The organism is Collimonas sp. (assembly GCF_035566555.1).
GTDB lineage: Bacteria > Pseudomonadota > Gammaproteobacteria > Burkholderiales > Burkholderiaceae_D > Collimonas.
In genome coordinates this window covers 1-23,892 of sequence record NZ_DATMRB010000134.1, presented here as the reverse complement: position 1 = coordinate 23,892, position 23,892 = coordinate 1, and the positions used below count along the sequence as shown (strand labels likewise).

Below are 23,892 nucleotides of genomic sequence, written 5' to 3'. Positions count from 1 at the left end.
CGGTGTCGGTTAAGGTATTGGCGCAAGGTCGCCACGATAAAGTCAAGATCTTCAAAATGCGTCGTCGTAAGCATTATCAGAAGCATCAAGGCCATCGTCAAAATTACACCGAAATTCAAATCGTTTCGATCAACGCTTAATTACGTAAATTAATTACGTAAATTAATAGCGTCGATTGATCAGATTGACTTAACCAGATACCAGGAGTTTTAAATGGCACATAAAAAAGGCGGCGGCACTACGCGCAACGGCCGTGACTCAGAGTCAAAGCGACTCGGCGTCAAGGTCTACGGTGGCCAGGCGATCAACGCCGGCGGCATCATCATTCGTCAACGCGGCACTAAGACGCATCCGGGCGAAAATGTTGGCATGGGCAAGGATCACACCCTGTTCGCACTGATCGACGGCAAAGTACAATTCGTAACCAAGGGCGCTACCCAGCGTAACTACGTTACTGTCGTAGCAGCTTAGGTCGCACTGAGGCAATACTCTAAGCGTCGACATAAGCAAGGCCGCTGGCCTTGCTGCGAAAGGCTCTGCCGCTGGTAGAGCCTTTTTAGTTTCTGGTCGTAAAACACTGCCTGAACTGCAATGCACGCGCCGCGAGTTCCACATCGCCGCAGCGGATTGCCTTCGGCAGGGTTGTCGCTATTGCAAGCTCGGCTTGGCCGTCGCTGCAACAATGCGCAAAAATCGGTAAAGTTACCTGTGCATTCCAATAAGAATTTAACCTCCAACCTCATTAGGACCTTCGAATGAAGTTTATAGATGAAGCAAAAATCGAAGTCATTGCCGGCGATGGCGGCAATGGGGTTGCGAGTTTTTGCCGTGAAAAATTCCGCCCGTTCGGCGGCCCTGACGGTGGCGATGGCGGCGTAGGCGGCAGTATCTGGGCCGTTGCCGACCGCAATATCAACACCCTGGTCGACTATCGTTTCTCCAAGATGCATCGCGCCGGCCGTGGCGAAAACGGCCGCGGCTCGGATTGCTACGGCAAGGGCGCGGACGATATCAAGCTGCGCATGCCGGTCGGCACGCTGATCGTAGACATCAACACCGGCGAAGCCATCGCCGACCTGACCGATCATGGCCAGGAAGTGTTGCTGGCCAAGGGCGGCGAGGGCGGCTGGGGCAATATCCATTTCAAGTCGTCGACCAACCGCGCGCCGCGCCAGAAAAGCGACGGCAAGGAAGGCGAACGCCGTGAACTGCGGCTGGAGCTGAAGGTGCTGGCTGACGTCGGCCTGCTGGGACAGCCGAATGCCGGCAAGTCGACTTTCATCACCGCGGTCTCGAACGCCCGCCCGAAGATTGCCGATTACCCGTTCACCACCTTGCACCCGAACCTGGGCGTGGTCCGCGTCAGTCACGAAAAGAGTTTTGTGATCGCTGACATCCCGGGGCTGATCGAAGGCGCGGCAGAAGGCGCCGGACTGGGTATCCAGTTCTTGAAGCACTTGCAGCGCACCGGTTTGCTGCTGCACATTGTCGATCTGGCGCCGTTCGAAGATACGGTCGATCCGGTCAAGGAAGCCAAGGCCATCGTCAAGGAATTGAAGAAATACGATCAATCGCTGTTCGACAAGCCACGCTGGCTGGTGCTGAACAAGATGGACGTGATTCCGGATGGCGAGCGCGTCAAGCGCGTCAAGGATTTCATCAAGCGCTTCGGCTGGAAAGGCCCGGTATTTGAAATCTCCGCGCTGAACCGCGACGGCTGCCCGGAACTGGTGACTGAGATCTACGGCTACCTGGCGGAGAAGCGCCAGCAGGAAACCCGTTCGGAAGAAAAGCAGATGGTGGTGGAAGCACAGGCCATCCTGTCTATCGATCCGGATGATCCGCGTTTCAAGATACTGGACTAAACTGTCATTTGGCGGCCGTTGTCGAGAGGGGAAGCAAAGACCCGTTTCGATCGCGGCCTTATTTTTGTCCGCTGTTTTTATCCGCCGCCTGACGTCATTGGCAGCGGGACGGCCGCTATAGATAAACACATGAATTCCGTCATTCAAAAAGCCAAGCGCATCATCATCAAGGTCGGTTCCTCCCTGGTCACCAATGACGGCAAGGGGCTGGACGCCGGCGCTATCGCCAAATGGGCTACCCAGATCGCTGAACTGCGGGCCATGGGCAAGGAAGTGGTGCTGGTCAGTTCCGGCGCGGTGGCCGAAGGCATGCAAAGGCTAGGCTTTGACAAGCGGCCGACCAGCATCGATGAGTTGCAGGCTTGCGCCGCCGTCGGCCAGATGGGCTTGGCGCAAATCTATGAAACCAGTTTTCGCGTCCACAATATCCGTACCGCCCAAGTCCTGTTGACCCACGCCGACCTGGCCGACCGCGAACGCTATCTGAACGCGCGCTCGACCTTGTTCACCCTGCTGCGCTTCGGCGTGGTGGCGATCATCAACGAGAACGACACCGTGGTGACCGATGAAATCAAGTTCGGCGACAACGACACCCTCGGTGCGCTGGTCGCCAACCTGATTGAAGGCGATGCCTTGATCATCCTGACTGACCAGAAGGGCTTGTTTACCGCCGATCCGCGCAAAGACCCGAATGCCGAATTCGTGCATGAGGCGAAAGCCGGCGATCCGGCGCTGGAAGTGATGGCAGGCGATGCCGGCAGCAGCATCGGCCGCGGCGGCATGATCACCAAGATTCTGGCTGCCAAGCGCGCCGCCAGTTCCGGCGCCCACACGGTGATCGCCTGGGGGCGCGAAGATGCGGTCCTGACCCGGCTCGCCGGCGGCGAAGCCATCGGCACCCAGCTGATTGCGCAGACCGGGCAACTGACGGCGCGCAAACAGTGGATGGCGGACCATTTGAAAACCGCCGGCAAGGTGGTGCTGGATGCGGGCGCCGTGCAAAAGCTGCGCAACGAGGGGAAATCCCTGCTGCCGATCGGGGTTACCGCGGTTTCCGGCGAGTTCGGCCGCGGCGACGTGATTACCTGCACCGACAGCGAGGGCCATGCCATCGCGCGCGGCATCAGCAATTACACCAGCTCCGAAGCGCGCCGCATCATGCGCCATCCATCCTCGGAAATCCAGGCCATCCTGGGTTTTGTCGAGGAATCGGAATTGATTCATCGGGACAATATGGTATTGGTTTGAGCGGCGTCACCGCAGGCAATGAAAAACGGCTCCGCATAATGCAGGAGCCGTTTTTCATTCCACAGATGATGCCAGCGATCAGCTACCCGGCTTGATCGGGCGATTGTTGGTGATTCTGCCGCGGATATCCTCGACTTTGCCTGCCACCATGCCATCCTGGCAAAGATAGTCTTTGGCCAGGGACGCATGATGCCGGCTGCCAGCCGAATCATTGATCCGCTTCCAGTCGTTCAGGCGCGCCCGCGACCAGCTGCCGTCCTTCTGGCCAAACGCATACAGTTTGCTCTCGTAAGTCTGGCAGCGGATGCCCTCATAACTGACATTTTGCGCCCCGGCTTCACTCTTGCTGACCAGTGTATAGCGAACAACGCCATCTTTACCCGCCGAGATCGATTTGACGTCGATGAAGAAATTCATGGTGGCGTTCGGGCTGACATAGAAGGACACCAGGTTGGCCGCTTGCGGCGCCGGCGGAATTTCTGTCTTGATTTCTTGCCATGATTTGCCGTCGTCATCGTCGTCGAAATCGCCGGGATTCATCTTCATGGCGCTGCCCTGATCGAAGGAATCGGCATGCACATGTGCGCTAAAGCCCAGCAGCAGCAGGCTGGCGGCCAGCAGCTGTGATATTTTGACAACGGGAGTGCGTAAAACAAAAGCCATGGAGGCGCTCACTTTTTTTCAGGTTCGGCGTTGGCCGGGGTGGGTTGGTTCGCCGCACGCGGCCCGTGGCCGGTGCGTAGATGGCGGGCATGGTGTGGCGTATTTTGCAAGGGACGTGTCAGGAAACGCGACAGTTCCTGCAAGGCGCGCTGGTAGACATCGCGCTTGAACTCGATCACGACATCCAGCGGCACCCAGTAGTCATGCCAGCGCCAGGCGTCGAATTCGGGATGTTCGGTCAGGCGCAGATTGACGTCGCAATCGCGCCCGGTCATGCGTAGCAGGAACCAGATCTGCTTCTGCCCGCGATAATGCCCGCGCACGTCGCGCTTGATGAAATGGTCCGGCACTTCATAGCGCAGCCAGTCGCGGGTGCGGCCGATGATCTTGACGTGTTCCGCCTTCAACCCGATTTCTTCCTCGAGTTCGCGAAACATGGCCTGCTCCGGGGTTTCACCGTATTTGATACCGCCCTGTGGAAATTGCCACGAGTGTTCGCGCACGCGCTTGCCCCACCAGACTTCATTCTGGGTATTGAGCAAGATAATGCCGACGTTCGGGCGAAAGCCTTCACGGTCAAGCATGTTGTTACCTCAAAACTTTCTGCGGCCAGGCGGTTCTCATGCCTGATTCCTTGCTTGCTGTCATCATTGCGGAACAAAGCTGCAGCCGCCGTAGCCCGGCGCACGGCTCAGTCCTCGCCCGATTAGGCGCGCAATCTGCCCCGGCCAGGGGTGTCTATGGCCGGAACATCAATCAAATGTGCAAAGAGTAGGCGCATCAGCCAGCTAATCCTTTAAAATTGAGTTGATTATAACCCTCTCTTTTTAAAAAGAATTCATCGTTATGCGCGCCTCCCGTTTTTTTATCTCCACGCTCAAAGAAGCTCCATCCGACGCTGAAATCGTCAGCCATAAACTGATGATGCGCGCCGGCATGATCAAGCGTATCAGTTCCGGCATCTACACCTATATGCCGATGGGTCTGCGCGTGATCCGCAAGGTCGAGAACATTGTGCGCCAGGAAATGAACCGTTCGGGGGCGGTGGAGTTGCTGATGCCGGTGGTGCAGCCGGCCGAGCTGTGGCAGGAAACCGGCCGCTGGCAGAAATACGGCGCCGAACTGATGCGCGTCAAGGATCGTCACGGCCGCGACTTCACCATCCAGCCGACTTCGGAAGAAGTGATTACTGACATCGCCCGCACGGAACTGCGTTCTTACCGCAAGCTGCCGGTGAATTTTTACCATATCCAGACCAAGTTCCGCGATGAGCGGCGGCCTCGTTTCGGCCTGATGCGCGGCCGCGAATTCACCATGAAGGATGCCTATTCCTTCGATCGCGACCTGGACGGCCTGAAGCAGTCTTACCAGATCATGTACGACGCCTATGTGCGCATTTTCAACCGCTTCGGCTTGCAGTTCCGCGCCGTGGCGGCGGACAACGGCGCCATCGGCGGCACCGGATCGCATGAATTCCACGTCATCGCCGCTACCGGCGAAGATGCCATCGTGTACTGCCCGAACTCGGAGTACGCCGCCAATATGGAAGCGGCGGAATCGCTGCCGCTGATTGCCAGCCGCGCGGCGCCGACGCAAGCCCTGACCAAGACCGCAACGCCAGGCAAGGCCAAGTGCGAAGCGGTAGCCGAATTGCTGCAACTGCCTTTGACGCAAACCATCAAGTCGATCGTGTTGACCGTTGAAAAAGAAGCAACGGACAAGGAGCCTGCCAGCAAGGTGGTGTGGCTGCTGATGCTGCGCGGCGACCATGAACTGAATGAAATCAAGGCCAACAAGATTCCTGGCTTGGCCGGCTATCGTTTCGCCAGCGAAGCGGAAATCGTCGAATATTTCGGCACGCCGCCCGGCTATCTGGGGCCGGTCAACACCAAGAAACCGGTGACCGTGGTAGCCGATGTCACCGTGGCGAACATGCACGATTTCGTCAGCGGCGCCAATGAAGTCGATTTCCATTACACCGGCGTCAACTGGGGCCGCGACCTGCCGGAACCGATGGTGTTCGATATCCGCAATGTGGTGGAAGGCGATCCTTCGCCGGACGGCAAGGGCGCGCTGGCGATCCTGCGCGGCATCGAAGTCGGCCATGTGTTCCAGCTCGGCACCGCCTATTCGGAAGCAATGAAGGCGACTTTCCTGGACGAAGGCGGCAAGCCGCAATTGTTGCAGATGGGCTGCTACGGCATCGGCATCACTCGCATCCTGGGTGCCGCCATCGAGCAGAATTTCGACGACAAGGGCATCATCTGGCCGCTGGCGATCGCACCGTTTGAAGTTGTCGTCTGCCCGATGGGCTACGACCGCAGCGAGGCGGTCAAGGCCGAAACCGACAAGCTGTACGAAGCGCTGCTGGCCGCCGGCGTCGACGTTATCCTGGACGACCGCGGCGAACGCCCGGGCGCCATGTTCGCCGACTGGGAGCTGATCGGCGTGCCGCATCGCATCGTGATCGGCGACCGTGGCTTGAAAGATGGCCAGATCGAATACCAGGGGCGGCGCGATACTGAAGCTACCCAGGTGCCGCTGGTTGAAATGGAAGCTTTCATCAAGGCCAAGCTAGTGTAGTGTTTCGTATGTAATGGCGCGGATGGCACCGTTTATTAAGTGTCATTATGTGCGAAATACTATGCAGGTTTCCTAAATACAACAAAATCACGGCGCAACGGTTTCTTGCGCCGTTTTCTTTGTATACTCCCTGAAAAATAAAAATGTTTCTTAGGGAGTATCGATTGCGCTGGTCTCGCTGGATGAACGTGCTGTCCATCTTGCTGCTGTTGTTGAGCAGCATGGCGCATGCCGGAAATCAAAAAGAAGAAGAACTGGCGGATTCGGTACGCTTGGCCTTGTCACGCGCCATCAACGATGCGCGGCCGCCGAAACCGCAATTCAGCGATATCGACCAGCGCATCCAGTATCTGTACTGGCTGGGTGAAATGTCGGAACGCCTGAAGAAAAAGCTGCCGGACGCGCAGATGCGCATCGAATTCCTGGAAACCGCCTGGTATGAGGCCAAGCGCGCCGGCCTCGATCCCGGCATGGTGCTGGGCCTGATCCAGGTGGAATCGGCATTTCGCAAATACGCCTTGTCCAGCGTCAGCGCCCACGGCTACATGCAGGTCATGCCGTTCTGGAGCCGCGTGATCGGCGATTCCGACCGCAGCAAGCTGTTCAACATGCAGACCAACCTGCGCTACGGCTGCTCCATCCTGCGCATGTACATCGACATGGAAAAGGGCAATCTGTATCTCGCGCTGGGCCGCTATAACGGCAGCCGCGGCCGCCCTGAATATCCGAATGCGGTGCTGGCCGCCTGGAAGCGCTGGGAATACCAGGATGCTTCGCCGCTGCATACGGTCTCTGCCCGCCAGTAATTACTTCCTAGTCTGACGGCGGCGTCTTCGCCGCCTCCCATCTGCTGTTCCCTCTTCAATCACGATGCAGAAACCTGCTGCGGCAACGCTCGGGCAGGCCTTCTGTCGCCTGGCCGCAGGCCTGCCCACCCGCCGGCTAATCAGCTACCGGAATTTCTCTAAGGTTTGGCGTGAATCGCTCAGACGTCATCAAGTTGTAACAAGATGCAGTTACAGTTGTAACAAATTATTACAAATACTTGCATATTTCTGGTTGACAACACGGAGCGATGAATGAAATTAAGTATGTTGATTGCCGCCGCCACGGCGTCGGTAGCACTGGCCGGATGTAGCGGTTCCAGCAATTCCCTGGCGGAAGGGCCGGGCGAGAAGCCGGAAATCAAGCCGGCGGCCAAGAACGTCATTTTCTTCCTGGGCGACGGCATGGGCATCACCACCATGACCGCGGCGCGCATCTACAAGGTTGGCGAGGAGGGCGACCTGACGCTCGACACTTTGCCGGAAACCGGCTTCGTCACGACCTATTCGAACGACGCCCAGGTCACCGATAGCGCGCCATCGATGGCGGCCTATATGACCGGAGTCAAGGCCAACAATGAAGTGATTGCCATGTCGGCCAACACCAGCGCCCGCGACGCCAGCGGCAAGAGCTATGTCAGCGGCGCCGACAGCACCTGTCCGAGCGGCAACGGCACGCCGGCCGATACCCTGCTGGAAATCATGAAGGCCAAAGGCTACAGCACCGGCGTCGTGACGACTACCCGGATTACCCATGCGACGCCGGCGGCGACCTACTCGCATATCTGCCACCGTGACGGCGAGAACAATATCGCTGCGCAACTGACGCCCAAGGGCGCCGGTTTCAACAGCAAGCTGAGCGATGGCGTCGACGTGATTTTTGGCGGCGGCCGCCGTCATTTCCTGCCGAAGACCGACGCCGACAGCAAACGCAGCGACAGCCGCGACCTGGTCGCTGAATTCAAGGCCGCGGGGTATACCTACGCGGCCAATTTCGCCGACTTCGACAAGCTCGGCAGCGCGACACCGAAAGTGGTGGGCCTGTTCAACAAGGACCACATGACTTACGACCTCGATCGCGACGCGGCCAAGGAGCCGAGCCTGGCGCAGATGACTGCCAAGTCGATCGATCTGCTCAACAGCAAGAAGAGCGGCTTCTTCCTGATGGTGGAGGGTGGCCGCATCGATCATGCGCTGCACGCCAACAATGCCCGCCGCGCTCTGCAGGAAACCGTCGCCTTCGACGATGCCATCAAGGTCGCGCTGGACAAGATGCAGCAAGTCGATCCCGGCTTGAAGAACACCCTGGTAGTGGTCACCGCCGACCATGACCATTCGATCCTGTTGAACGGCTATGCCAAGCGTACCGGCAAGACCAGCGGCAGCGAAGCGGGGGTGCTCGGGCTGGTGAAGAATGTCCTGACCGGCCAGCCGGAACGCGACATCAACAACAATCCGTACACGGTGATCGGGTTCGGCAACGGCTCCAACCACCTGGTTACGCGCGGCGCCTTGTCGGACATGCAGGTGGCCGACAAAGACTATTTGCAAGAGTCGGTGATTCCGACCGAAGCGGGCGGCGAGACGCATGGCGGCACCAATGTCTTTATCGGTGCGCAAGGCCTGGGCGCGGAGAATATCCGCGGCGTGCTCGACAACACCGAGGTGTTCGGCCTGGTGAAAAAGGCCGTCGGCCTGTGAGGCCTGTCGCGCAAAATCAAATAAAACGGAATAAATAGTGCAAAGGCCATACATGAAAATTCAACTAGCATCTTCCCAGCAGTTCCCGCATTGCCTGCGCCAGGCGCCCGTCTTGTGCGCGTTGGCGCTGCTGTTCAGCGGTCCGGCATGGGCCGCCGATGCGGTGCCGGCGAAAGCCAAGAATGTCATCTTTTTCCTGGGCGACGGCATGGGCCCGGTGACCGTCACCGCAGCACGCATCTATGGCCACGGCGAAGCAGGCCGCCTGACGATGGAGACGCTGAACCGCACCGCCCGCATCAAGACTTTCTCGCTGGATGCCCAGACCACCGACAGTGCGCCATCGATGGCGGCCTACATGACGGGCGTCAAGATGAAGAATGACGTCATTTCAATGTCGTCCGACACCAATGCCTACGATGCCAATGGCAAGCCCTATCAAGTCAAAGCGGATTCCACCTGCGTTGCCGGCAACGGCCAGCCGGTGCAGACTTTGCTGGAGCTGTCCAAGGGCGCCGGCAAGGCGGTTGGCGCCGTGAGCACCACACGCATCAGCCATGCGACGCCGGCGGCGACCTACGCCCATGTCTGCAATCGCGATGCTTACAACACCATCACCGAACAGGCGACGCCGGGTGCGGCGCGTTACAACACGGCGCTGAAGGATGGCGTCGATGTCTTGCTAGGTGGCGGCTTGCGGCATTTCCTGCCAAAGAGCAGTGCAGGCAGCCAGCGTAATGATGAGCTGGATGCGCTGGGCATGTTCAAGGCTGCGGGTTATACCTATGTCGCCAGCGGCAGCGAGCTGAAAAGCGTCAATCCTGCCAATGTCAGCAAACTGCTCGGCTTGTTTACCCCCAGCGATATGGACTACGAGCTGGACCGGGTCAAGAAGAAGCTGAACCAGCCTAGCCTGGCCGAAATGACCGAGAAAGCCATCGGCGTGCTGAAGAAAAATCCCAACGGCTATTTCCTGATGGTGGAAGGCGGCCGCATCGACCACGCACTGCATGGCACCAACGCCAAGCGCGCGCTGGAAGATACGCTGGCCTTCGATGCGGCGATCAAGAAGGCGCTGGAACTGGTCGACCTGAAAGATACGCTGATCGTGGTGACGGCGGATCATGACCACGCCATCGGCTTCAACGGCTATCCGAAGCGCGGCAATCCCATCCTTGGCAAAGTCACCAACTATGCCGACGGCAAACTGGCGCTGGCGGCCGATGGCAAGCCTTACACCACGCTGGTGTTCGGCAACGGCAGCGCGCCGCGGCGGCCGGAAGACGGCGACCTGACCAATGTCGATACCGAAGCTGACGACTACCTGCAGCAGGTCGGCGTGCGCTTCGCCGGTTCGCCCGGCTCGGAAACCCATGGCGGCGGCGATGTCATGCTGTTTTCCGCAGGCGCCGGCAGCGACAGTTTCAAAGGCACCTTTGAAAACATCAAAGTGTTTGGCAAGGTCAAGAATGCGCTTGGCCTGTAATACGGTTACCTGAGTAGTACTTGCGCCGCCACCGAAGCGGTGGCGGCATTTTTTTGGTGAAAAAAATGATTTTTTTAAAAAGATGCGGAAATGGCTTGATGCTCGCCGTACTGGCCTTGGCGGCCCAGGCGCCGGCCGCCTGGGCAACGGTCAGCGGCCCGGACCAGAATCTGCAGGTCCGGCATTATGCAATGACGATCGGGCGCGACGGCGTCAAGCGTGAAACCACTTTCAGCGAGCGTGTCTACCGCCGCAACGACCAGGTGTGGACCGAGCGCCTGGTCGAGAGCGAGTCTGCCGACGGCCATGATCACAGCGACGATCACAGCGGCCACAGCCATCCGGATGCCGGCAGCTCGCCGATGTGGGTGCGGCGCCAGGCCGACGGCGCGCTGGACGCCAGGCTGATCGAGCGTCATCAACGGCGCAGCATCAAGGTCGATTCACAGTACTACGGCAATATCGGCTTCAACGGCAACTGGGGCAGCACGTTTTTCCTGAGCGATCCGCAAAGCCTGAAAAGCATGCGCATGGTGGGTGCGCTCAAGGACGGTGTACAGCAATACGAAAGCAAGCGCGGGGATCTGACGGTGCGCGTCAGCTGGGATGTCAAAGGCCAGTATCCGCGCCGGGTGGAGTCGCTGGATGCGCACGGCAAGACGCGCCGGGAAACCCTGGTCAGCGTGATCGAAGCGCCTAAGATGCTGCCGTGGAAGATGCTGGCTGGCTATACCGAAATCGATTATTCGGATTTGCTCGATTGATGTCTGTGCTTCTGTTGCAGTGCAAATGCTGCGGATACAAAAACGCCCGCGCGATGCGGGCGTTTTTGTTTGGCACCCAGGGCGGCGCAGAAAACTGCAGCTAAGCCCCAAGCATTATTTCAAGTGATCGGAAATGAGTTTTGTCATTTCAAACATCGACACTTCTTTTTTGCCGCCAAAGACAGCTTTCAATTTATCGTCTGCAATAATATTGCGCTTGTTTGCTGGGTTTTGCAGATTGTGCTTCTTGATGTACTCCCACACTTTCTTGGTGACTTCAGTGCGTGGCAGAGGAGCCGCGCCGACGACCGCAGCCAGCGTGGCCGATGGTGTCAGTGGTTTCATGAATGCTGCATTCGGCTTGCGCGCTACAGTACCTGTTGCAGTGACTTTTTTAGGAGCTGCCTTTGGCGCAGATTTGGTCGGCGCTTTTGCTGGTGCGGCAGCTTTCTTTGCCGCTGGTTTTTTTGCTGCTGTGGCCATCTTTGAGCCTCCTTCAGGGATATGGGAAAAATGCGTCAAGCACGCATCGCTAATAGTGTTGCGCTTTTCTTGGCGATGCAAGCGTTTTTTATGGGTTTGTGCGGGATTTGATACGGAAGCGTAAGGCCCTGCCAAGCCGGGGAAACCCCAGGCTGGCGGCCTTGAGCGGCTGTTTGCGGTATTCCATGGAAATTCGGGGCTAGGTAACAGTTGGCGCAGGCGGCGGCGAGGCGCCATCCCGGAATCTTCCCAATTTGCTGAAAAGCCTTGCAAGTCAATGACTTGCAAGGCTTTTCTGGTCTTGTGGCAGGGCCGGTGCGGCGTTTAGCGCATGCCTGGCATCATGCCCTTCATGCCGCGCATCATTTTCATCATGCCGCCACCCTTGAGCTTTTTCATCATCGACTGCATCTGGTCGAATTGCGACAGCATGCGGTTGACTTCCTGCACCTGGACCCCGGCACCGACCGCGATGCGGCGTTTGCGCGAGGCCTTGATCAGCTCCGGCTTGGCGCGTTCCTGGGCGGTCATCGAGTTGATGATGCCTTCCATCCGCCGTACCTGTTTTTCGGCCTGGTCCATATTGGCGCCGCCGGCAGCCTGCTGGAATTGCGCCGGCAGCTTGTCCATCAGGTTCGACAGGCCGCCCATTTTCTTCATCTGGCCGAGCTGCGCCTTGAAGTCATTGAGGTCGAATTTGCCGCCGCCCTTGATTTTGTGCGCCAGGTCCTTGGCCGCGGCAACATCGACGCCTTTCTGTGCTTCTTCGACCAGCGCCAGGATGTCGCCCATGCCGAGAATACGGTTGGCCATGCGGGTGGGGTCGAAGGCTTCCAGGCCGTCCAGTTTTTCAGCGGTACCGGCAAACTTGATCGGCTTGCCGGTGATATGCCGCACCGACAGCGCAGCGCCGCCGCGGGCGTCGCCATCCAGCTTGGTCAGCACGATGCCGGTCAGCGGCAAGGCGTCGCTGAAGGCTTTGGCGGTATTGATGGCGTCCTGGCCGAGCATGGCGTCGACCACGAACAGGGTCTCGATCGGCTTGACGGCGGCGTGGATGGCGCTGATTTCCTTCATCATCGCTTCGTCGATGCCGAGGCGGCCGGCGGTGTCGATGATCAGGACGTCGTGGTAGTGGCGCTTGGCGTAGTCCAGCGCTGCCAGAGCGATATCCACCGGCTTGTCGGTAATCTCGGTCGGGAAGAAGTCGGCGCCGACCTGTGCCGTCACGGTTTGCAGCTGGCCGATCGCGGCTGGGCGATAGACGTCGGCGGAGACGGTCAGGACCTTTTTCTTCTTTTGTTCGCGCAGATACTTGGCGAGCTTGCCGACGGTGGTGGTTTTACCCGCGCCTTGCAGGCCCGCCATCAAGATGATCGCCGGCGGCTGGGTAGCGAAACTCAGCTGCGAAGCTTCCGGGCCGAGATCGGCGCCCATCAGCGAGGCCAGCTCGCGCTGCACCACGCCAACCAGGGCCTGGCCCGGGGTCAGCGAGGCAATGACTTCTTCACCCAGCGCTTTTTGCTTAACATTGGCGATGAATTCGCGCACGGCAGGCAAGGCGACGTCGGCTTCGAGCAGGGCCAGGCGTACTTCGCGCAGCATTTCCGCGGTATTGGTTTCGGTAAGGCGCGCTTCGCCGCGCATGGTTTTGACGACTTTGGCGAGGCGTTGGGTAAGATTGTCGAGCATGGGTACGCAGCGTTTCCAGAAGAGGTGCAATCGGTCAATGTGAACTGCTTTGCGCGTGGCGGATGATAGACCGGCGCGCCATAAACAGTCACAGCAATGCTTGTAAACCGCCATTTTACCTGATGCCGGGCAAACGCCTAGCGTTCAGGAGGAGCGGCGGCCAAGGCCGGTATCGTAAGTGGTAAATAGGAAATGATGTGCAAGTTGCAAGAAAAGCAGGGCGCCATGCATGTTCGCCTTGTTTGAGCACGCCGCGCAGACGCCACATGTTGTAAACTTACACGATGCAAACATCTCTTTTCGTTCTGGTGGCGCTGCTCTATATAGGCTGCACCTTTTTGCCGTCGAGCCGACGCCAGACTATTTCGATTGTCGTTGCCGCCGCCTGGTTGCTGCATGGCGGCGTGCTGTGGGCCGACGTGGTCGGGCCTGAAGAGTTGCGGGTCGGCTTTTCCATGATGCTGTCGGCGACCTTATGGGTGTCGGTGGCGGCCTACTGGCTGGAAAACCGTAACTACACGCTGGACGGCCTGCGCGTGCTGGTGCTGCCGATGGCGGCGCTGGCGGCGGTGCTGCCGGCCGTTTTCCCGGGGAATATGGTGCCGCTGAACGGCAAGTCGCCGGTTTTCCTGTGGCATATCGTGATCTCCATCCTGGCCTACAGCACCCTGACGATTGCCGCTTTCCACGCGGTGCTGATGGTGCTGCAGGAATCGCGCCTGCATACCCGTCCTGGCGGCGTCAAGGCCGGCTGGTTCGGGCTGGCGCTGGATCGCCTGCCGGCGCTGCTGACCATGGAAAAACTGCTGTTCCGCCTGATTGCGTTCGGGTTTTTCCTGCTGACGCTGACCGTGCTGTCAGGCGTGGTGTTTTCGGAAGAGCTGTTCAACAAGGCCTTCAAATGGGATCACAAGACCATTTTCACCATGTTGTCATGGGCCTTGTTCGGCCTGCTGCTGGCCGGCCGCAGGTGGCAGGGCTGGCGCGGCCGCACCGCGCTCAGTTTTACCTTGACCGGATTTGCCGTTTTGCTGCTGGCGTATGTAGGGAGCCGTTTCGTGCTTGAAGTTGTGTTGCATCGGGTATTAGTATGAAATTCATCATCTTGATTGTCATTGTGCTGGCCGTGATCGTCTGGCTGCAGCGCCTGCAAAAGAACCTCGGCCGCGACCGTTCGTCCTCGGCCGGATCGCCATTTCCGGGCGCAGCGGCCTCTGCCGCCAACGAGCCGGCGCAGGCGGAAGCAATGGTGGCCTGCGTCCATTGCGGCATCCACTTCCCGGCCTCGGAAGCGGTTGCCGATGCCTCCGGCGCGGTATTCTGCAGCGCTGAACACCGCCGCCTGCATGCGTCCTAGCGCATGACGAGCCCGAGCCTCGCTTTGCAGGGCGAGAAGCCCGATACTTTCTGGCGCACGCTGCAAACCTTCAACGTGACGCGGATCGTGGTGGCGATGGTGATGCTGGCCTATGTCAGCAGCCAAAGCAAAGGCGAGATATGGTTTTCCCAACTTATCACCGGGCCGGAGACCTGCGGCGTCTATCTGCTGTGTGCGGTCTTGTTCACTCTGGTGACGGCCTATCATCGGCGCCACTACATGATGCAGATCGTGTTGCCGATTTCAGTCGACCTGGTGGCGGTGTCGATCCTGTATATAGGCGCCGGCGGCGCCAAAAGCGGCCTGGCGATCCTGTATCTGTTCCCGCTGGCGGGTGCGGCGATTCTGGCGCCCTTGCTGGTGGCGCTGTTTTTCGTGTCGATCGCGACCATGGTGCTGCTGGCGGACAGCGGCTACCAGATTCTGCAATCCGCCCCGGATATCTCCACCGTGCAGACCGGCTTGTATGGCGGTGCTTTCTTCTTTGCGGTGCTGGTGATCAACCGTCTGGCGCACAAGCTGATCAAGCAGGAAGAACTGGCGACCCAGCGCGGCCGGGATTTGCGGGTGCAGATGGATATCAACCGCATCGCCATCAAGGACATGGGCGACGGTTTGCTGGTGGTCGATCCGATCGGCACGCTGATCATGGCCAATCCGGCCGCGGAACGCATGCTGGGCTTGTCATTCCCGATGGCGGACGACGAAACGCGCCATAAACTGAGCGACTATGCCTTGCTGGCGCCGATCACCGATGCGCTGTTTGCCTGGGAATCGCGGGTCAGCGATTTGCCGCAGCCCGGCTCACCGGTAGTCGGCGAGGCGGTATTTGTGACCATCAAGCATACCGACGACCTGGGCCAGGAAGCCGCGCCCATAGACTGGAGCGGGCGGCGCGAACTGGCGGCGCATCTGAAAGTACGCTTTGCCGCGGTCAGGATGCGCGAACTGAGCGAGTACCGCGCCGTCATTTTCCTGCAGGACGTCAGCGAAATCGAAAACCAGGCGCAGCAGTTGAAGCTGGCCGCCATGGGCCGCCTTACCGCCAGCATTGCCCACGAAGTGCGCAATCCGCTGGCCTCGATTTCCTATGCCGCCACCCTGTTGTCGGAAGAGGTGGCCGGCCAGACGCAGGCGCGGCTGGTGACGATCGTCGAAGACAATGTGGCGCGCCTGGACCGCATGATCGAGGATATCCTGAAGCTGTCGCGCAAGGCCCAGCGCCAGCTGGAGCCGATTCAGCTGGCGCCGCTGCTGCACGATATCGTCAATGATTTCAAGCAGACGCATGCGGTGGCGCCCGGCGCCATTGTCCTCCAGATCGACCTGGCCGACCGTTACCATGTCTGGTTCGATCCGCTGCATTTGCGCGAAGTGGTGACCAATCTGCTGTCGAACGCGGTGCGTTACGCTAGCGGCAAGCCTGGCGGGATGCGCCTGCATGTCATGTCCAGCGTCGCCGGCAAACTGGAATTGCACGTGCAGGATGATGGCGAACCGATTTCGCCGGCGGTGCGGGCGCACCTGTTCGAGCCGTTCTACACCACCTCCAGCAAGGGCACCGGACTGGGCTTGTTTTTGGCGCGGGAATTGTGTTTGAATAACGGCGCATTGCTTGATTATGAATACCGGCATGATGTTCAAGGACAGAATTCCAGCCATGTGAGTGGTCGTTTTGTTATTGCGTTTGCTCCCCGTGATCCTCTGTCGTTAGCTGACTAGAACTATTATTAAAAAAGACCATTGCCATGACTTCACCCCGTATTCTGGTCGTCGATGACGAAGCCCATCTGCGCGAGCTGCTGGAAATAGCGCTGGTCAAGATGGGGCTGGATGTCGACAGCGCTGACAGCCTGGCGGCCGCGCGCAGCCACCTGGCCAGCAACGACTATGCACTGATCCTGACCGATATGCGCTTGCCGGACGGCCTCGGCATCGAGCTGGTGCGCGAAGTCACCAGCGGCGACAAGGTGATTCCGATCGCCGTGATCACTGCCTATGGCAGCGCCGACAACGCCGTGGTGGCCTTGAAAGCCGGCGCTTTCGACTATTTGTCGAAGCCGGTGGCGCTGGACCAGCTGCGCCTGATGGTGCAATCGGCGCTGCGTATCGGCAAGCCGGCAGAAAACCTGCGTCAGCCCGGCGACGCCAAGGCGCGCAGCAGCGGCAATGCCTTGCGCCTGATCGGCCAGTCCGCCTCCATGCAGGAATTGCGGACCCAGATTGTGCGGCTGGCGCGCAGCATGGCGCCGGTGGCGATTACCGGCGAATCCGGCAGCGGCAAGGAACTGGCGGCGCGCGATATCCATGCGCTCAGCCCGCGCGCCGACAAGCCGTTTGTCGCCGTCAATTGCGGCGCCATTCCGGAAGCCTTGATGGAGGCCGAGTTCTTCGGCTACCGCAAAGGCGCGTTTACCGGCGCCGCCGACGACCGCGAAGGATTTTTCCAGGCGGCCAATGGCGGCACCCTGCTGCTGGACGAGGTGGCCGACCTGCCGCTGGCGATGCAGGTCAAGCTGTTGCGCGCGATCCAGGAGCGGCGCGTGCGCAAGGTCGGGGCGACGGTGGAAGAGCCGGTGGACGTGCGTTTGATCAGCGCCACCCATCAGAATCTGGCCGAGTGTGTCGAATCAGGTAGATTTCGCCAGGATTTGTACTATCGTTTGAATGTTATCGAACTAAAACTGCCGCCTTTGCGTGAACGCCTGGACGATCTTGGCTTGCTGATCGGTGCAGTGCTGGCGCGCTTGTCGGTGTTTGCCCCGCAGGCGGGACAGGTGACGCTGGCGCCGGCAGCGATGGACGCCTTATGCGCTTATGCCTTCCCGGGCAATGTGCGCGAGCTGGAAAACATCCTGGAACGGGCGCTGGCGTTTGCCAACGACGGGGTGATTGAAGTAGCGGATCTCGGCCTCAAGGGCGGCGGCAACAGCCGTGCGCTGGAAGCGCAAAGCCTGGATGACGGCTATGCTGATACTGGCGCAGGCCTGGCGAGCAGTGCGGCGGCCGGCGTCGACATGGAGCCGGTTGTCGCCGCCGCGGCAGCGCTGCCGGGCGGCGCCGAGTTGCCGCCCTCGTTGCCGGACTACCTGGACGATATCGAGCGCGATGTCATCCGGCGGGCGCTGACCCGTACGCATTTTAACCGGACCAAGGCGGCCGATCTGCTGGGCATCAGCTTCCGCCAGTTGCGCTATCGTATGCAGCGCCTATCGATTCACGAGCAGGATTAAGGCTAGGTAACAATGACGGAGCAGAATGCGCCTCACCCTTACTTCGAAGTCGGCGCCGACGGCTGGTGCCGTCCCGATGAGGTGGTGCGCCGGTCGTCGCCCAACTGCGACGAGCGGCCGGCCGGCAGCGTCATCGACCTGCTGCTGATCCATAACATCAGCCTGCCGCCCGGGCAGTTCGGCGGACCGTATATCGCCGACCTGTTTGGCAACCGTTTAGCGTATGATGCGCATCCTTATTTCGAACAGTTGCGGCCGTTGCGGGTTTCTTCCCACTTCCTGATCGTGCGCGACGGCGGCGTGATCCAGTTCGTGTCCGCCAATCAGCGGGCCTGGCATGCCGGCGTTTCCAGTTTCGAGGGGCGCGAGCGCTGCAATGATTTCTCGATCGGGATCGAACTGGAAGGCAGCGATTTCGAAGAATTTTCCGTGATGCAATATGGTGCGCTGACGGCGCTGACCCATGCATTGCAATGTCGTTATCCGCTGGCCGCGGTGGCTGGACATGAGCATGTCGCGCCCGGCAGAAAGACCGATCCGGGTCCCTTTTTTGACTGGGCCCAATACCAGCAAGCCTTGGCCGGGCATGCGCCGGAAATCTCCGGCAAGTCGCCCCTGCGCTTTCCTGCCATAGATAAAAAAGTCAATTGAATAGTCTCTTTTTGAATATAAAAAAGATCCTATTTTTGGATTGCGTCGGCAGGGTCTAGGTACTACAATTAGTAAAAATCAAATCCAGAAAACTATATGTAGTGTTTTTTTGCATCTCTTCATGGGCTTGTTGTGCATGGTCTGTCCACTTTGTGGTGTTTTGTTTTTGTACTCATATCAGTATAAATGCAGGTGTCGGACAGGCTGCTAAGCGGCCTCTGGATTTGTTGTCGGTCATTGGTTGCTGGTCATCGCGTACCCCTTTTTTTAACGCTAAATTTTCTCGTGTCATCCAGATCTGGGCATCAGCCATGAAGCCTGCGGAGAGCGCGCCGACAACGCAATGACAAATATGGAAACAGCAAGAAGCAGCAAGATTCAACAAGATTCAGCAGGAAGCAACGGCAATATCTGAACCATCAACGGTTCTACGGTTCTAATTAATCACAGCAGGCGTAATGAGTTCGTCTGCTTTCACAGTCTCGGGAGGCTCAGTGCAATCTACTCAAGAAATTTCCGTTAAATCATCAGCCGAAGTCGCTGGTGTTCCGTCATCAACCGGTAGCGGCTCTCCCGTCAAGGTATCCAGCAGTTTCGGCGACTACAGAATCATCCGCCGCAATGGCGCCGTAGTCGGCTTTGAGCCATCCAAGATCTCGATCGCCGTCACCAAGGCCTTCCTCGCCGTCAACGGCGGCCAGGGTGCGGCATCGGCGCGCGTGCGCGAACTGGTCGAACAGCTGACCTCGAACGTGGTCGCCGCTCTGGTGCGCCGTCAGCCGAACGGCGGCACTTTCCATATCGAAGACATCCAGGACCAGGTCGAACTGTCGCTGATGCGCTCCGGCGAACACGATGTGGCGCGTGCCTACGTGCTGTATCGCGCCAAGCGCATGGAAGAGCGTTCGCAACAGCAGCCGGCGGCCAAGTCGGTAGCTGGCGGTGCGGAGCTGTTTGTCACTGAAGATGGCCAGCGCCGCGCGCTGGACATGAACCAGGTGCGCGATCTGATTACCGCTGCCTGTATCGGCCTGGAAAAACATGTCGACGCCGAAGCCATCCTGGCCGAGACCGTCAAGAACCTGTACGACGGCGTGCCGGTGGAAGAACTGCACAAGTCGGCAATCCTGGCAGCGCGCGCGCTGATGGAAAAAGACCCTGCCTACAGCACGGTGACCGCGCGTCTGCTGATGCACACCATCCGCAAGGAAGTGTTCGGCAAGGAAGTGGCGCAAGCCGACGCCCCGGCGGAATATCTTGAATATTTCCCGAAATTTATTAAAAAGGGTATTGAGGCCGATCTGCTGGACGCCAAGCTGGCCCAGTTCGACCTGGCCAAACTGGGCGAAGCCCTGAAGCCGGAGCGCGACCTGCAATTCGGCTACCTCGGCCTGCAAACGCTGTATGACCGCTATTTCCTGCACGTGCGCGATATCCGCATCGAAATGCCGCAGGCTTTCTACATGCGCGTGGCGATGGGCCTGGCATTGAACGAAGTCGACCGCGAAACGCGCGCCATCGAGTTCTACAACCTGCTGTCCAGCTTCGACTTCATGAGCTCGACGCCGACCCTGTTCAACTCCGGCACCCAGCGTTCGCAGCTGTCGTCCTGCTACCTGACCACGGTGGCCGACGATCTCGACGGCATTTACGAAGCCATCAAGGAAAACGCCCTGCTGGCGAAATACGCCGGCGGCCTGGGCAACGACTGGACACCGGTGCGTTCGCTGGGCGCCCATATCAAGGGCACCAACGGCAAGTCGCAAGGCGTGGTGCCGTTCCTGAAAGTGGTCAACGATACCGCCGTGGCGGTCAACCAGGGCGGCAAGCGCAAGGGCGCGGTCTGCGCCTACCTGGAAACCTGGCACATGGACATCGAGGAATTCCTCGACCTGCGTAAAAACACCGGCGACGACCGCCGCCGCACCCACGACATGAACACTGCCAACTGGATTCCAGACCTGTTCATGAAGCGCGTGATGGAAAAGGGCGAGTGGACCCTGTTCTCGCCAAGCGATGCGCCGGACCTGCATGACAAGGTCGGCAAGGCCTTTGAAGCCGCCTATACCGGCTACGAAGGCAAGGCTGCGCGCGGCGAGCTGCGCCTGTTCAAGAAGATCCAGGCGCTCGACCTGTGGCGCAAGATGCTGTCGATGCTGTTTGAAACCGGCCACCCATGGATTACCTTCAAGGATCCATGCAACATCCGTTCGCCGCAGCAGCACGTCGGCATGGTCCACAGCTCTAACCTGTGTACCGAGATCACGCTGAACACCAACGAATCCGAGATCGCCGTCTGCAATCTGGGCTCGGTCAACCTGCCGGCGCACATGAAAGACGGCCAGCTGGACCATGCCAAATTGCAGAAAACCATCAATACTGCGATGCGCATGCTGGATAATGTGATCGATATTAACTATTATGCAGTGAAGAAGGCGCGCGATTCCAACCTGCGGCACCGTCCGGTTGGTCTCGGCATCATGGGTTTCCAGGATTGCCTGCACATGATGCGCATGCCTTATGCTTCGAAAGCAGCGGTTGAGTTTGCCGATACCTCGATGGAAGCCGTCTGCTACCACGCTTATTGGGCATCGACCGAACTGGCGGAAGAGCGCGGCCGTTACAGCAGCTATCGCGGTTCCCTGTGGGATCGTGGCATTCTGCCGCAGGATTCGTTGAAACTGCTGGCGGAAGAACGCGGCGGCTACCTCGAAGCCGACATGTCGGAAGCGCTGGACTGGACCCAGTTGCGCGCCCGCATCAAGGAATTCGGCATGCGCAACTCGAATTGCGTAGCGATTGCGCCGACAGCGACGATCTCGAACATCATCGGTGTATCGGCATGTATCGAACCGACTTACCAGAATCTGTACGTGAAATCGAACCTGTCCGGCGAGTTCACAGAAATCAATGCATACCTGGTGCGTGACTTGAAAGCGCGCGGTCTGTGGGATGAAGTCATGATCTCCGACCTCAAGTACTTCGACGGCAGCCTGGCCAAGATCGACCGCATTCCGCAAGATCTGCGCGATATCTACGCAACGGCATTCGAAGTGGAACCGTCCTGGCTGGTGGAAGCTGCATCGCGCCGCCAGAAATGGATCGACCAGGCGCAGTCGCTGAATATCTATATGGCAGGCGCATCCGGCAAGAAGCTGGATGAAACCTACAAGCTGGCGTGGTTGCGTGGCCTCAAGACCACCTACTACCTGCGTACCATCGGCGCAACGCATACCGAGAAGTCGACCTCGAAAACCGGCGCTCTGAATGCGGTGGCGGTAGACGGCGGCATGAGCGGCGGCGCGGCGGCGACATACGGCACTGCAGCAGTGGAAGCAGCGCCGCAGGAACTGGATGGCCCGGCATGCACCATGCGTCCTGGCGATCCTGGTTTCGAGGAATGTGAAGCCTGCCAGTAAGCTAGTCTAGCTAATTGGGGACAGAGGCGCACGGTGAGTGTTTGCGAGCCACCGTAGCGTGGCGAATTACACTACCCGTGCAGCACTTGCCGTGCGCCTCTGCCCTCAACTGATTAGGTAAAACGTATCAATTGCAAAGAAAAGTAGGGTGGGCAGCAAGCTGCCCACGCGTCGCCGGCACCAGCCCGGCGATGAATTTGAACCCAAGCGTGGGCAGAGCTGCCCACCCTACGAAAGATAAAGGAATAAAGAATGCTCTCCTGGGATGAAGAAAAAAGTTCGGCGCCCGCTCCTCGTACCCCGCCGGCGCAGCCAGGGTTTATCCCCTCGGGCCGCCCGCAAATGTCCGATACAGCTTTCAAGCCGTCATTGATGGAAGGATATGCAACTGCCGCAGCAGCGCCTGTGGTCGACACCACGCATCGCGTCAATGCGGCCGACAAGCGCATCATCAACGGCCATACCGACGTCAACCAGCTGGTGCCGTTCAAGTACAAATGGGCCTGGGACAAGTACCTGGCCGGCTGCGCCAACCACTGGATGCCGCAGGAAATCAACATGCAGCGCGACATCGAGCTGTGGAAGAATCCGAACGGCCTGACCGAAGACGAGCGCCGCCTGGTCAAGCGCAACCTGGGATTTTTCGTCACCGCGGACTCGCTGGCAGCCAACAATATCGTGCTCGGCACCTACCGCCACATCACTGCGCCGGAATGCCGCCAGTACCTGTTGCGCCAGGCGTTTGAAGAGGCGATCCACACGCACGCCTACCAGTACATCGTGGAATCGCTGGGTCTGGACGAGGCGGAAATCTTCAACGCGTACCACGAAGTCAAATCGATCCGCGACAAGGACGAGTTTCTGATCCCCTTCATCAATACGCTGACCGATCCTGAGTTCAAGACCGGCACTACTGAAAACGATCAGAAACTGCTGCGCTCGCTGATCGTGTTCGCCTGCATCATGGAAGGTCTTTTCTTCTATGTCGGCTTCACGCAGATCCTTGCGCTGGGCCGCCAGAACAAGATGATGGGCGCCGCCGAACAGTATCAATACATTCTGCGCGACGAGTCGATGCACTGCAATTTCGGGATCGATTTGATCAACACGATCAAGATGGAAAACCCGCATTTGTGGACGCCGGAATTCCGCGACGAGATTAAAGCGTTGTTTTTAAGCGCAGTGGAGTTGGAATATCGCTACGCAGAGGATACAATGCCGCGTGGAGTGCTCGGTTTGAATGCGCCAATGTTCAAAGGGTATTTGCGGTTCATCGCAAATCGCCGCGCGCAACAGATCGGACTGGACCCGATGTTCCCTCAGGAAGAAAATCCCTTCCCCTGGATGAGTGAGATGATCGATCTGAAAAAAGAACGCAACTTTTTTGAGACTCGTGTAATCGAATACCAAACCGGCGGTGCACTGAACTGGGAATAAAGGCTTCAGATCTCGGACAAGAATTATTCGTAGTGGATGGATGAGGTGAGGAGACCTGCAGCGCTTAGTACATAAAAAAGTCTGCAAACTGAAAGGTGATTTCCAAACTTAATGAACAACCAAAGACAGAAACGTACTTATCTGTTGTCGCCGCTTACCCCGATTGAATCGGGTTTGGCGGCGTTTTCTTTGGAAAAATCTAAAATTATTTGTAACAGAATTCCGACGCCGGCTTAGCCGCTGGCGTTTTTTTGGCCGAGGATCGCTGCCGCAAGGCATTGCGGACACTTTCTCCCCAGTCTTGGAACTGGCGAAAAGACCCTGGCCAACAATGGCTGAAGTGCTGCATCAATGAGGGGATGGAGCAGTTCAGCTGGTGCCGAATTCATTAGCGCAAGCAGAGTTGATTGCGCCGATGAATAATCCGCCGTTCCCATCGCGATGGGTTCGTCGGGTTTCCAACTT

General features: G+C 58.7%; 21 protein-coding genes. 16 read left to right on the top strand and 5 right to left on the bottom strand.

Annotated elements, in window-relative coordinates; all coding sequences use genetic code 11:
- The 4 genes from rplU to proB form a co-directional block, all read left to right on the top strand.
- Positions 1 to 140 (top strand): 50S ribosomal protein L21 (gene rplU / locus VNZ65_RS17040; protein WP_325663592.1); only part of this gene is annotated, 140 nt, incomplete at its 5' end.
- Positions 141 to 213: 73 nt separating this feature from the next.
- Positions 214 to 471, top strand: a complete 258-nt coding sequence (rpmA, locus tag VNZ65_RS17035) for a 50S ribosomal protein L27 (protein WP_014007873.1) — start codon at positions 214 to 216, stop codon at positions 469 to 471.
- Between the two features lie 284 nt (positions 472 to 755).
- Entirely contained in the window at positions 756 to 1,865 is a 1,110-nt protein-coding gene (obgE, locus tag VNZ65_RS17030) for an Obg family GTPase CgtA (protein WP_325671067.1), read from the top strand.
- A 129-nt stretch (positions 1,866 to 1,994) separates the two neighbouring features.
- The gene (gene proB / locus VNZ65_RS17025; RefSeq protein ID WP_325671065.1) at positions 1,995 to 3,113 is read left to right on the top strand and encodes a glutamate 5-kinase; all 1,119 of its coding nucleotides are present in this window, start codon (positions 1,995 to 1,997) and stop codon (positions 3,111 to 3,113) included.
- 78 nt (positions 3,114 to 3,191) lie between these two features.
- On the opposite strand, the gene VNZ65_RS17020 is transcribed toward proB, so the two are convergent.
- A complete protein-coding gene (locus VNZ65_RS17020; RefSeq protein WP_325671063.1) occupies positions 3,192 to 3,776 on the bottom strand; it encodes a CNP1-like family protein in 585 nt (194 codons plus the stop codon).
- 8 nt (positions 3,777 to 3,784) lie between these two features.
- Positions 3,785 to 4,360: an RNA pyrophosphohydrolase gene (locus VNZ65_RS17015; protein ID WP_325671061.1), complete on the bottom strand. Its 576-nt coding sequence runs from the start codon at positions 4,358 to 4,360 to the stop codon at positions 3,785 to 3,787.
- 262 nt (positions 4,361 to 4,622) lie between these two features.
- Between VNZ65_RS17015 and VNZ65_RS17010 the strand changes: the two genes are divergently transcribed.
- The 5 genes from VNZ65_RS17010 to VNZ65_RS16990 all read left to right on the top strand — a co-directional run bounded on the left by VNZ65_RS17010 (position 4,623) and on the right by VNZ65_RS16990 (position 11,134).
- Positions 4,623 to 6,359, top strand: coding sequence for a proline--tRNA ligase (locus tag VNZ65_RS17010; RefSeq protein WP_325671059.1), 1,737 nt, complete (start codon positions 4,623 to 4,625; stop codon positions 6,357 to 6,359).
- A 182-nt stretch (positions 6,360 to 6,541) separates the two neighbouring features.
- Positions 6,542 to 7,165, top strand: a complete 624-nt coding sequence (locus VNZ65_RS17005) for a lytic transglycosylase domain-containing protein (protein ID WP_325671073.1) — start codon at positions 6,542 to 6,544, stop codon at positions 7,163 to 7,165.
- 273 nt (positions 7,166 to 7,438) lie between these two features.
- Complete coding sequence (locus VNZ65_RS17000) at positions 7,439 to 8,884, top strand: alkaline phosphatase (RefSeq protein WP_325671057.1); 1,446 nt, start codon at positions 7,439 to 7,441, stop codon at positions 8,882 to 8,884.
- A gap of 52 nt (positions 8,885 to 8,936) precedes the next feature.
- The gene (locus VNZ65_RS16995) at positions 8,937 to 10,370 is read left to right on the top strand and encodes an alkaline phosphatase (RefSeq protein WP_414649158.1); all 1,434 of its coding nucleotides are present in this window, start codon (positions 8,937 to 8,939) and stop codon (positions 10,368 to 10,370) included.
- A gap of 95 nt (positions 10,371 to 10,465) precedes the next feature.
- Positions 10,466 to 11,134, top strand: coding sequence for a hypothetical protein (locus VNZ65_RS16990; RefSeq protein ID WP_325671055.1), 669 nt, complete (start codon positions 10,466 to 10,468; stop codon positions 11,132 to 11,134).
- Between the two features lie 114 nt (positions 11,135 to 11,248).
- On the opposite strand, the gene VNZ65_RS16985 is transcribed toward VNZ65_RS16990, so the two are convergent.
- Complete coding sequence (locus VNZ65_RS16985; protein ID WP_325671069.1) at positions 11,249 to 11,617, bottom strand: SWIB/MDM2 domain-containing protein; 369 nt, start codon at positions 11,615 to 11,617, stop codon at positions 11,249 to 11,251.
- Between the two features lie 324 nt (positions 11,618 to 11,941).
- Positions 11,942 to 13,309 carry a signal recognition particle protein gene (ffh, locus tag VNZ65_RS16980; RefSeq protein ID WP_062119146.1) on the bottom strand — a complete coding sequence of 456 codons (1,368 nt, stop codon included), beginning with the start codon at positions 13,307 to 13,309 and terminating at the stop codon, positions 11,942 to 11,944.
- A 284-nt stretch (positions 13,310 to 13,593) separates the two neighbouring features.
- Here ffh and VNZ65_RS16975 point away from each other — a divergent pair, with 284 nt between their 5' ends.
- The 7 genes from VNZ65_RS16975 to VNZ65_RS16945 all read left to right on the top strand — a co-directional run bounded on the left by VNZ65_RS16975 (position 13,594) and on the right by VNZ65_RS16945 (position 23,427).
- Complete coding sequence (locus VNZ65_RS16975) at positions 13,594 to 14,403, top strand: cytochrome C assembly family protein (RefSeq protein ID WP_325671050.1); 810 nt, start codon at positions 13,594 to 13,596, stop codon at positions 14,401 to 14,403.
- Complete coding sequence (locus tag VNZ65_RS16970; RefSeq protein WP_325671048.1) at positions 14,400 to 14,666, top strand: PP0621 family protein; 267 nt, start codon at positions 14,400 to 14,402, stop codon at positions 14,664 to 14,666. The genes VNZ65_RS16975 and VNZ65_RS16970 overlap by 4 nt, the downstream gene beginning before the upstream one ends.
- Positions 14,667 to 14,669: 3 nt before the next feature.
- Positions 14,670 to 16,409, top strand: coding sequence for a sensor histidine kinase (locus VNZ65_RS16965; RefSeq protein ID WP_325671046.1), 1,740 nt, complete (start codon positions 14,670 to 14,672; stop codon positions 16,407 to 16,409).
- A gap of 26 nt (positions 16,410 to 16,435) precedes the next feature.
- A complete protein-coding gene (locus tag VNZ65_RS16960) occupies positions 16,436 to 17,920 on the top strand; it encodes a sigma-54 dependent transcriptional regulator (RefSeq protein WP_325671044.1) in 1,485 nt (494 codons plus the stop codon).
- Between the two features lie 12 nt (positions 17,921 to 17,932).
- Complete coding sequence (gene ampD / locus VNZ65_RS16955) at positions 17,933 to 18,571, top strand: 1,6-anhydro-N-acetylmuramyl-L-alanine amidase AmpD (protein ID WP_325671042.1); 639 nt, start codon at positions 17,933 to 17,935, stop codon at positions 18,569 to 18,571.
- Positions 18,572 to 19,065: 494 nt separating this feature from the next.
- Positions 19,066 to 21,990: a ribonucleoside-diphosphate reductase subunit alpha gene (locus tag VNZ65_RS16950; protein ID WP_325671040.1), complete on the top strand. Its 2,925-nt coding sequence runs from the start codon at positions 19,066 to 19,068 to the stop codon at positions 21,988 to 21,990.
- Between the two features lie 252 nt (positions 21,991 to 22,242).
- Positions 22,243 to 23,427, top strand: a complete 1,185-nt coding sequence (locus VNZ65_RS16945; protein WP_325671039.1) for a ribonucleotide-diphosphate reductase subunit beta — start codon at positions 22,243 to 22,245, stop codon at positions 23,425 to 23,427.
- A gap of 233 nt (positions 23,428 to 23,660) precedes the next feature.
- On the opposite strand, the gene VNZ65_RS16940 is transcribed toward VNZ65_RS16945, so the two are convergent.
- A partial coding sequence (locus VNZ65_RS16940; RefSeq protein ID WP_325671037.1) for a hypothetical protein occupies positions 23,661 to 23,892 on the bottom strand: 232 nt, incomplete at its 5' end.

Bases quoted from the DNA above. Each gene is read 5' to 3' on its own strand.
- rpmA (WP_014007873.1), top strand. From the start codon at position 214: ATGGCACATAAAAAAGGCGGCGGCACTACGCGCAACGGCCGTGACTCA.
- obgE (WP_325671067.1), top strand. From the start codon at position 756: ATGAAGTTTATAGATGAAGCAAAAATCGAAGTCATTGCCGGCGATGGC.
- proB (WP_325671065.1), top strand. From the start codon at position 1,995: ATGAATTCCGTCATTCAAAAAGCCAAGCGCATCATCATCAAGGTCGGT.
- VNZ65_RS17020 (WP_325671063.1), bottom strand. From the start codon at position 3,776: ATGGCTTTTGTTTTACGCACTCCCGTTGTCAAAATATCACAGCTGCTG.
- VNZ65_RS17015 (WP_325671061.1), bottom strand. From the start codon at position 4,360: ATGCTTGACCGTGAAGGCTTTCGCCCGAACGTCGGCATTATCTTGCTC.
- VNZ65_RS17010 (WP_325671059.1), top strand. From the start codon at position 4,623: ATGCGCGCCTCCCGTTTTTTTATCTCCACGCTCAAAGAAGCTCCATCC.
- VNZ65_RS17005 (WP_325671073.1), top strand. From the start codon at position 6,542: ATGAACGTGCTGTCCATCTTGCTGCTGTTGTTGAGCAGCATGGCGCAT.
- VNZ65_RS17000 (WP_325671057.1), top strand. From the start codon at position 7,439: ATGAAATTAAGTATGTTGATTGCCGCCGCCACGGCGTCGGTAGCACTG.
- VNZ65_RS16995 (WP_414649158.1), top strand. From the start codon at position 8,937: ATGAAAATTCAACTAGCATCTTCCCAGCAGTTCCCGCATTGCCTGCGC.
- VNZ65_RS16985 (WP_325671069.1), bottom strand. From the start codon at position 11,617: ATGGCCACAGCAGCAAAAAAACCAGCGGCAAAGAAAGCTGCCGCACCA.
- ffh (WP_062119146.1), bottom strand. From the start codon at position 13,309: ATGCTCGACAATCTTACCCAACGCCTCGCCAAAGTCGTCAAAACCATG.
- VNZ65_RS16975 (WP_325671050.1), top strand. From the start codon at position 13,594: ATGCAAACATCTCTTTTCGTTCTGGTGGCGCTGCTCTATATAGGCTGC.
- VNZ65_RS16970 (WP_325671048.1), top strand. From the start codon at position 14,400: ATGAAATTCATCATCTTGATTGTCATTGTGCTGGCCGTGATCGTCTGG.
- VNZ65_RS16965 (WP_325671046.1), top strand. From the start codon at position 14,670: ATGACGAGCCCGAGCCTCGCTTTGCAGGGCGAGAAGCCCGATACTTTC.
- VNZ65_RS16960 (WP_325671044.1), top strand. From the start codon at position 16,436: ATGACTTCACCCCGTATTCTGGTCGTCGATGACGAAGCCCATCTGCGC.
- ampD (WP_325671042.1), top strand. From the start codon at position 17,933: ATGACGGAGCAGAATGCGCCTCACCCTTACTTCGAAGTCGGCGCCGAC.
- VNZ65_RS16945 (WP_325671039.1), top strand. From the start codon at position 22,243: ATGCTCTCCTGGGATGAAGAAAAAAGTTCGGCGCCCGCTCCTCGTACC.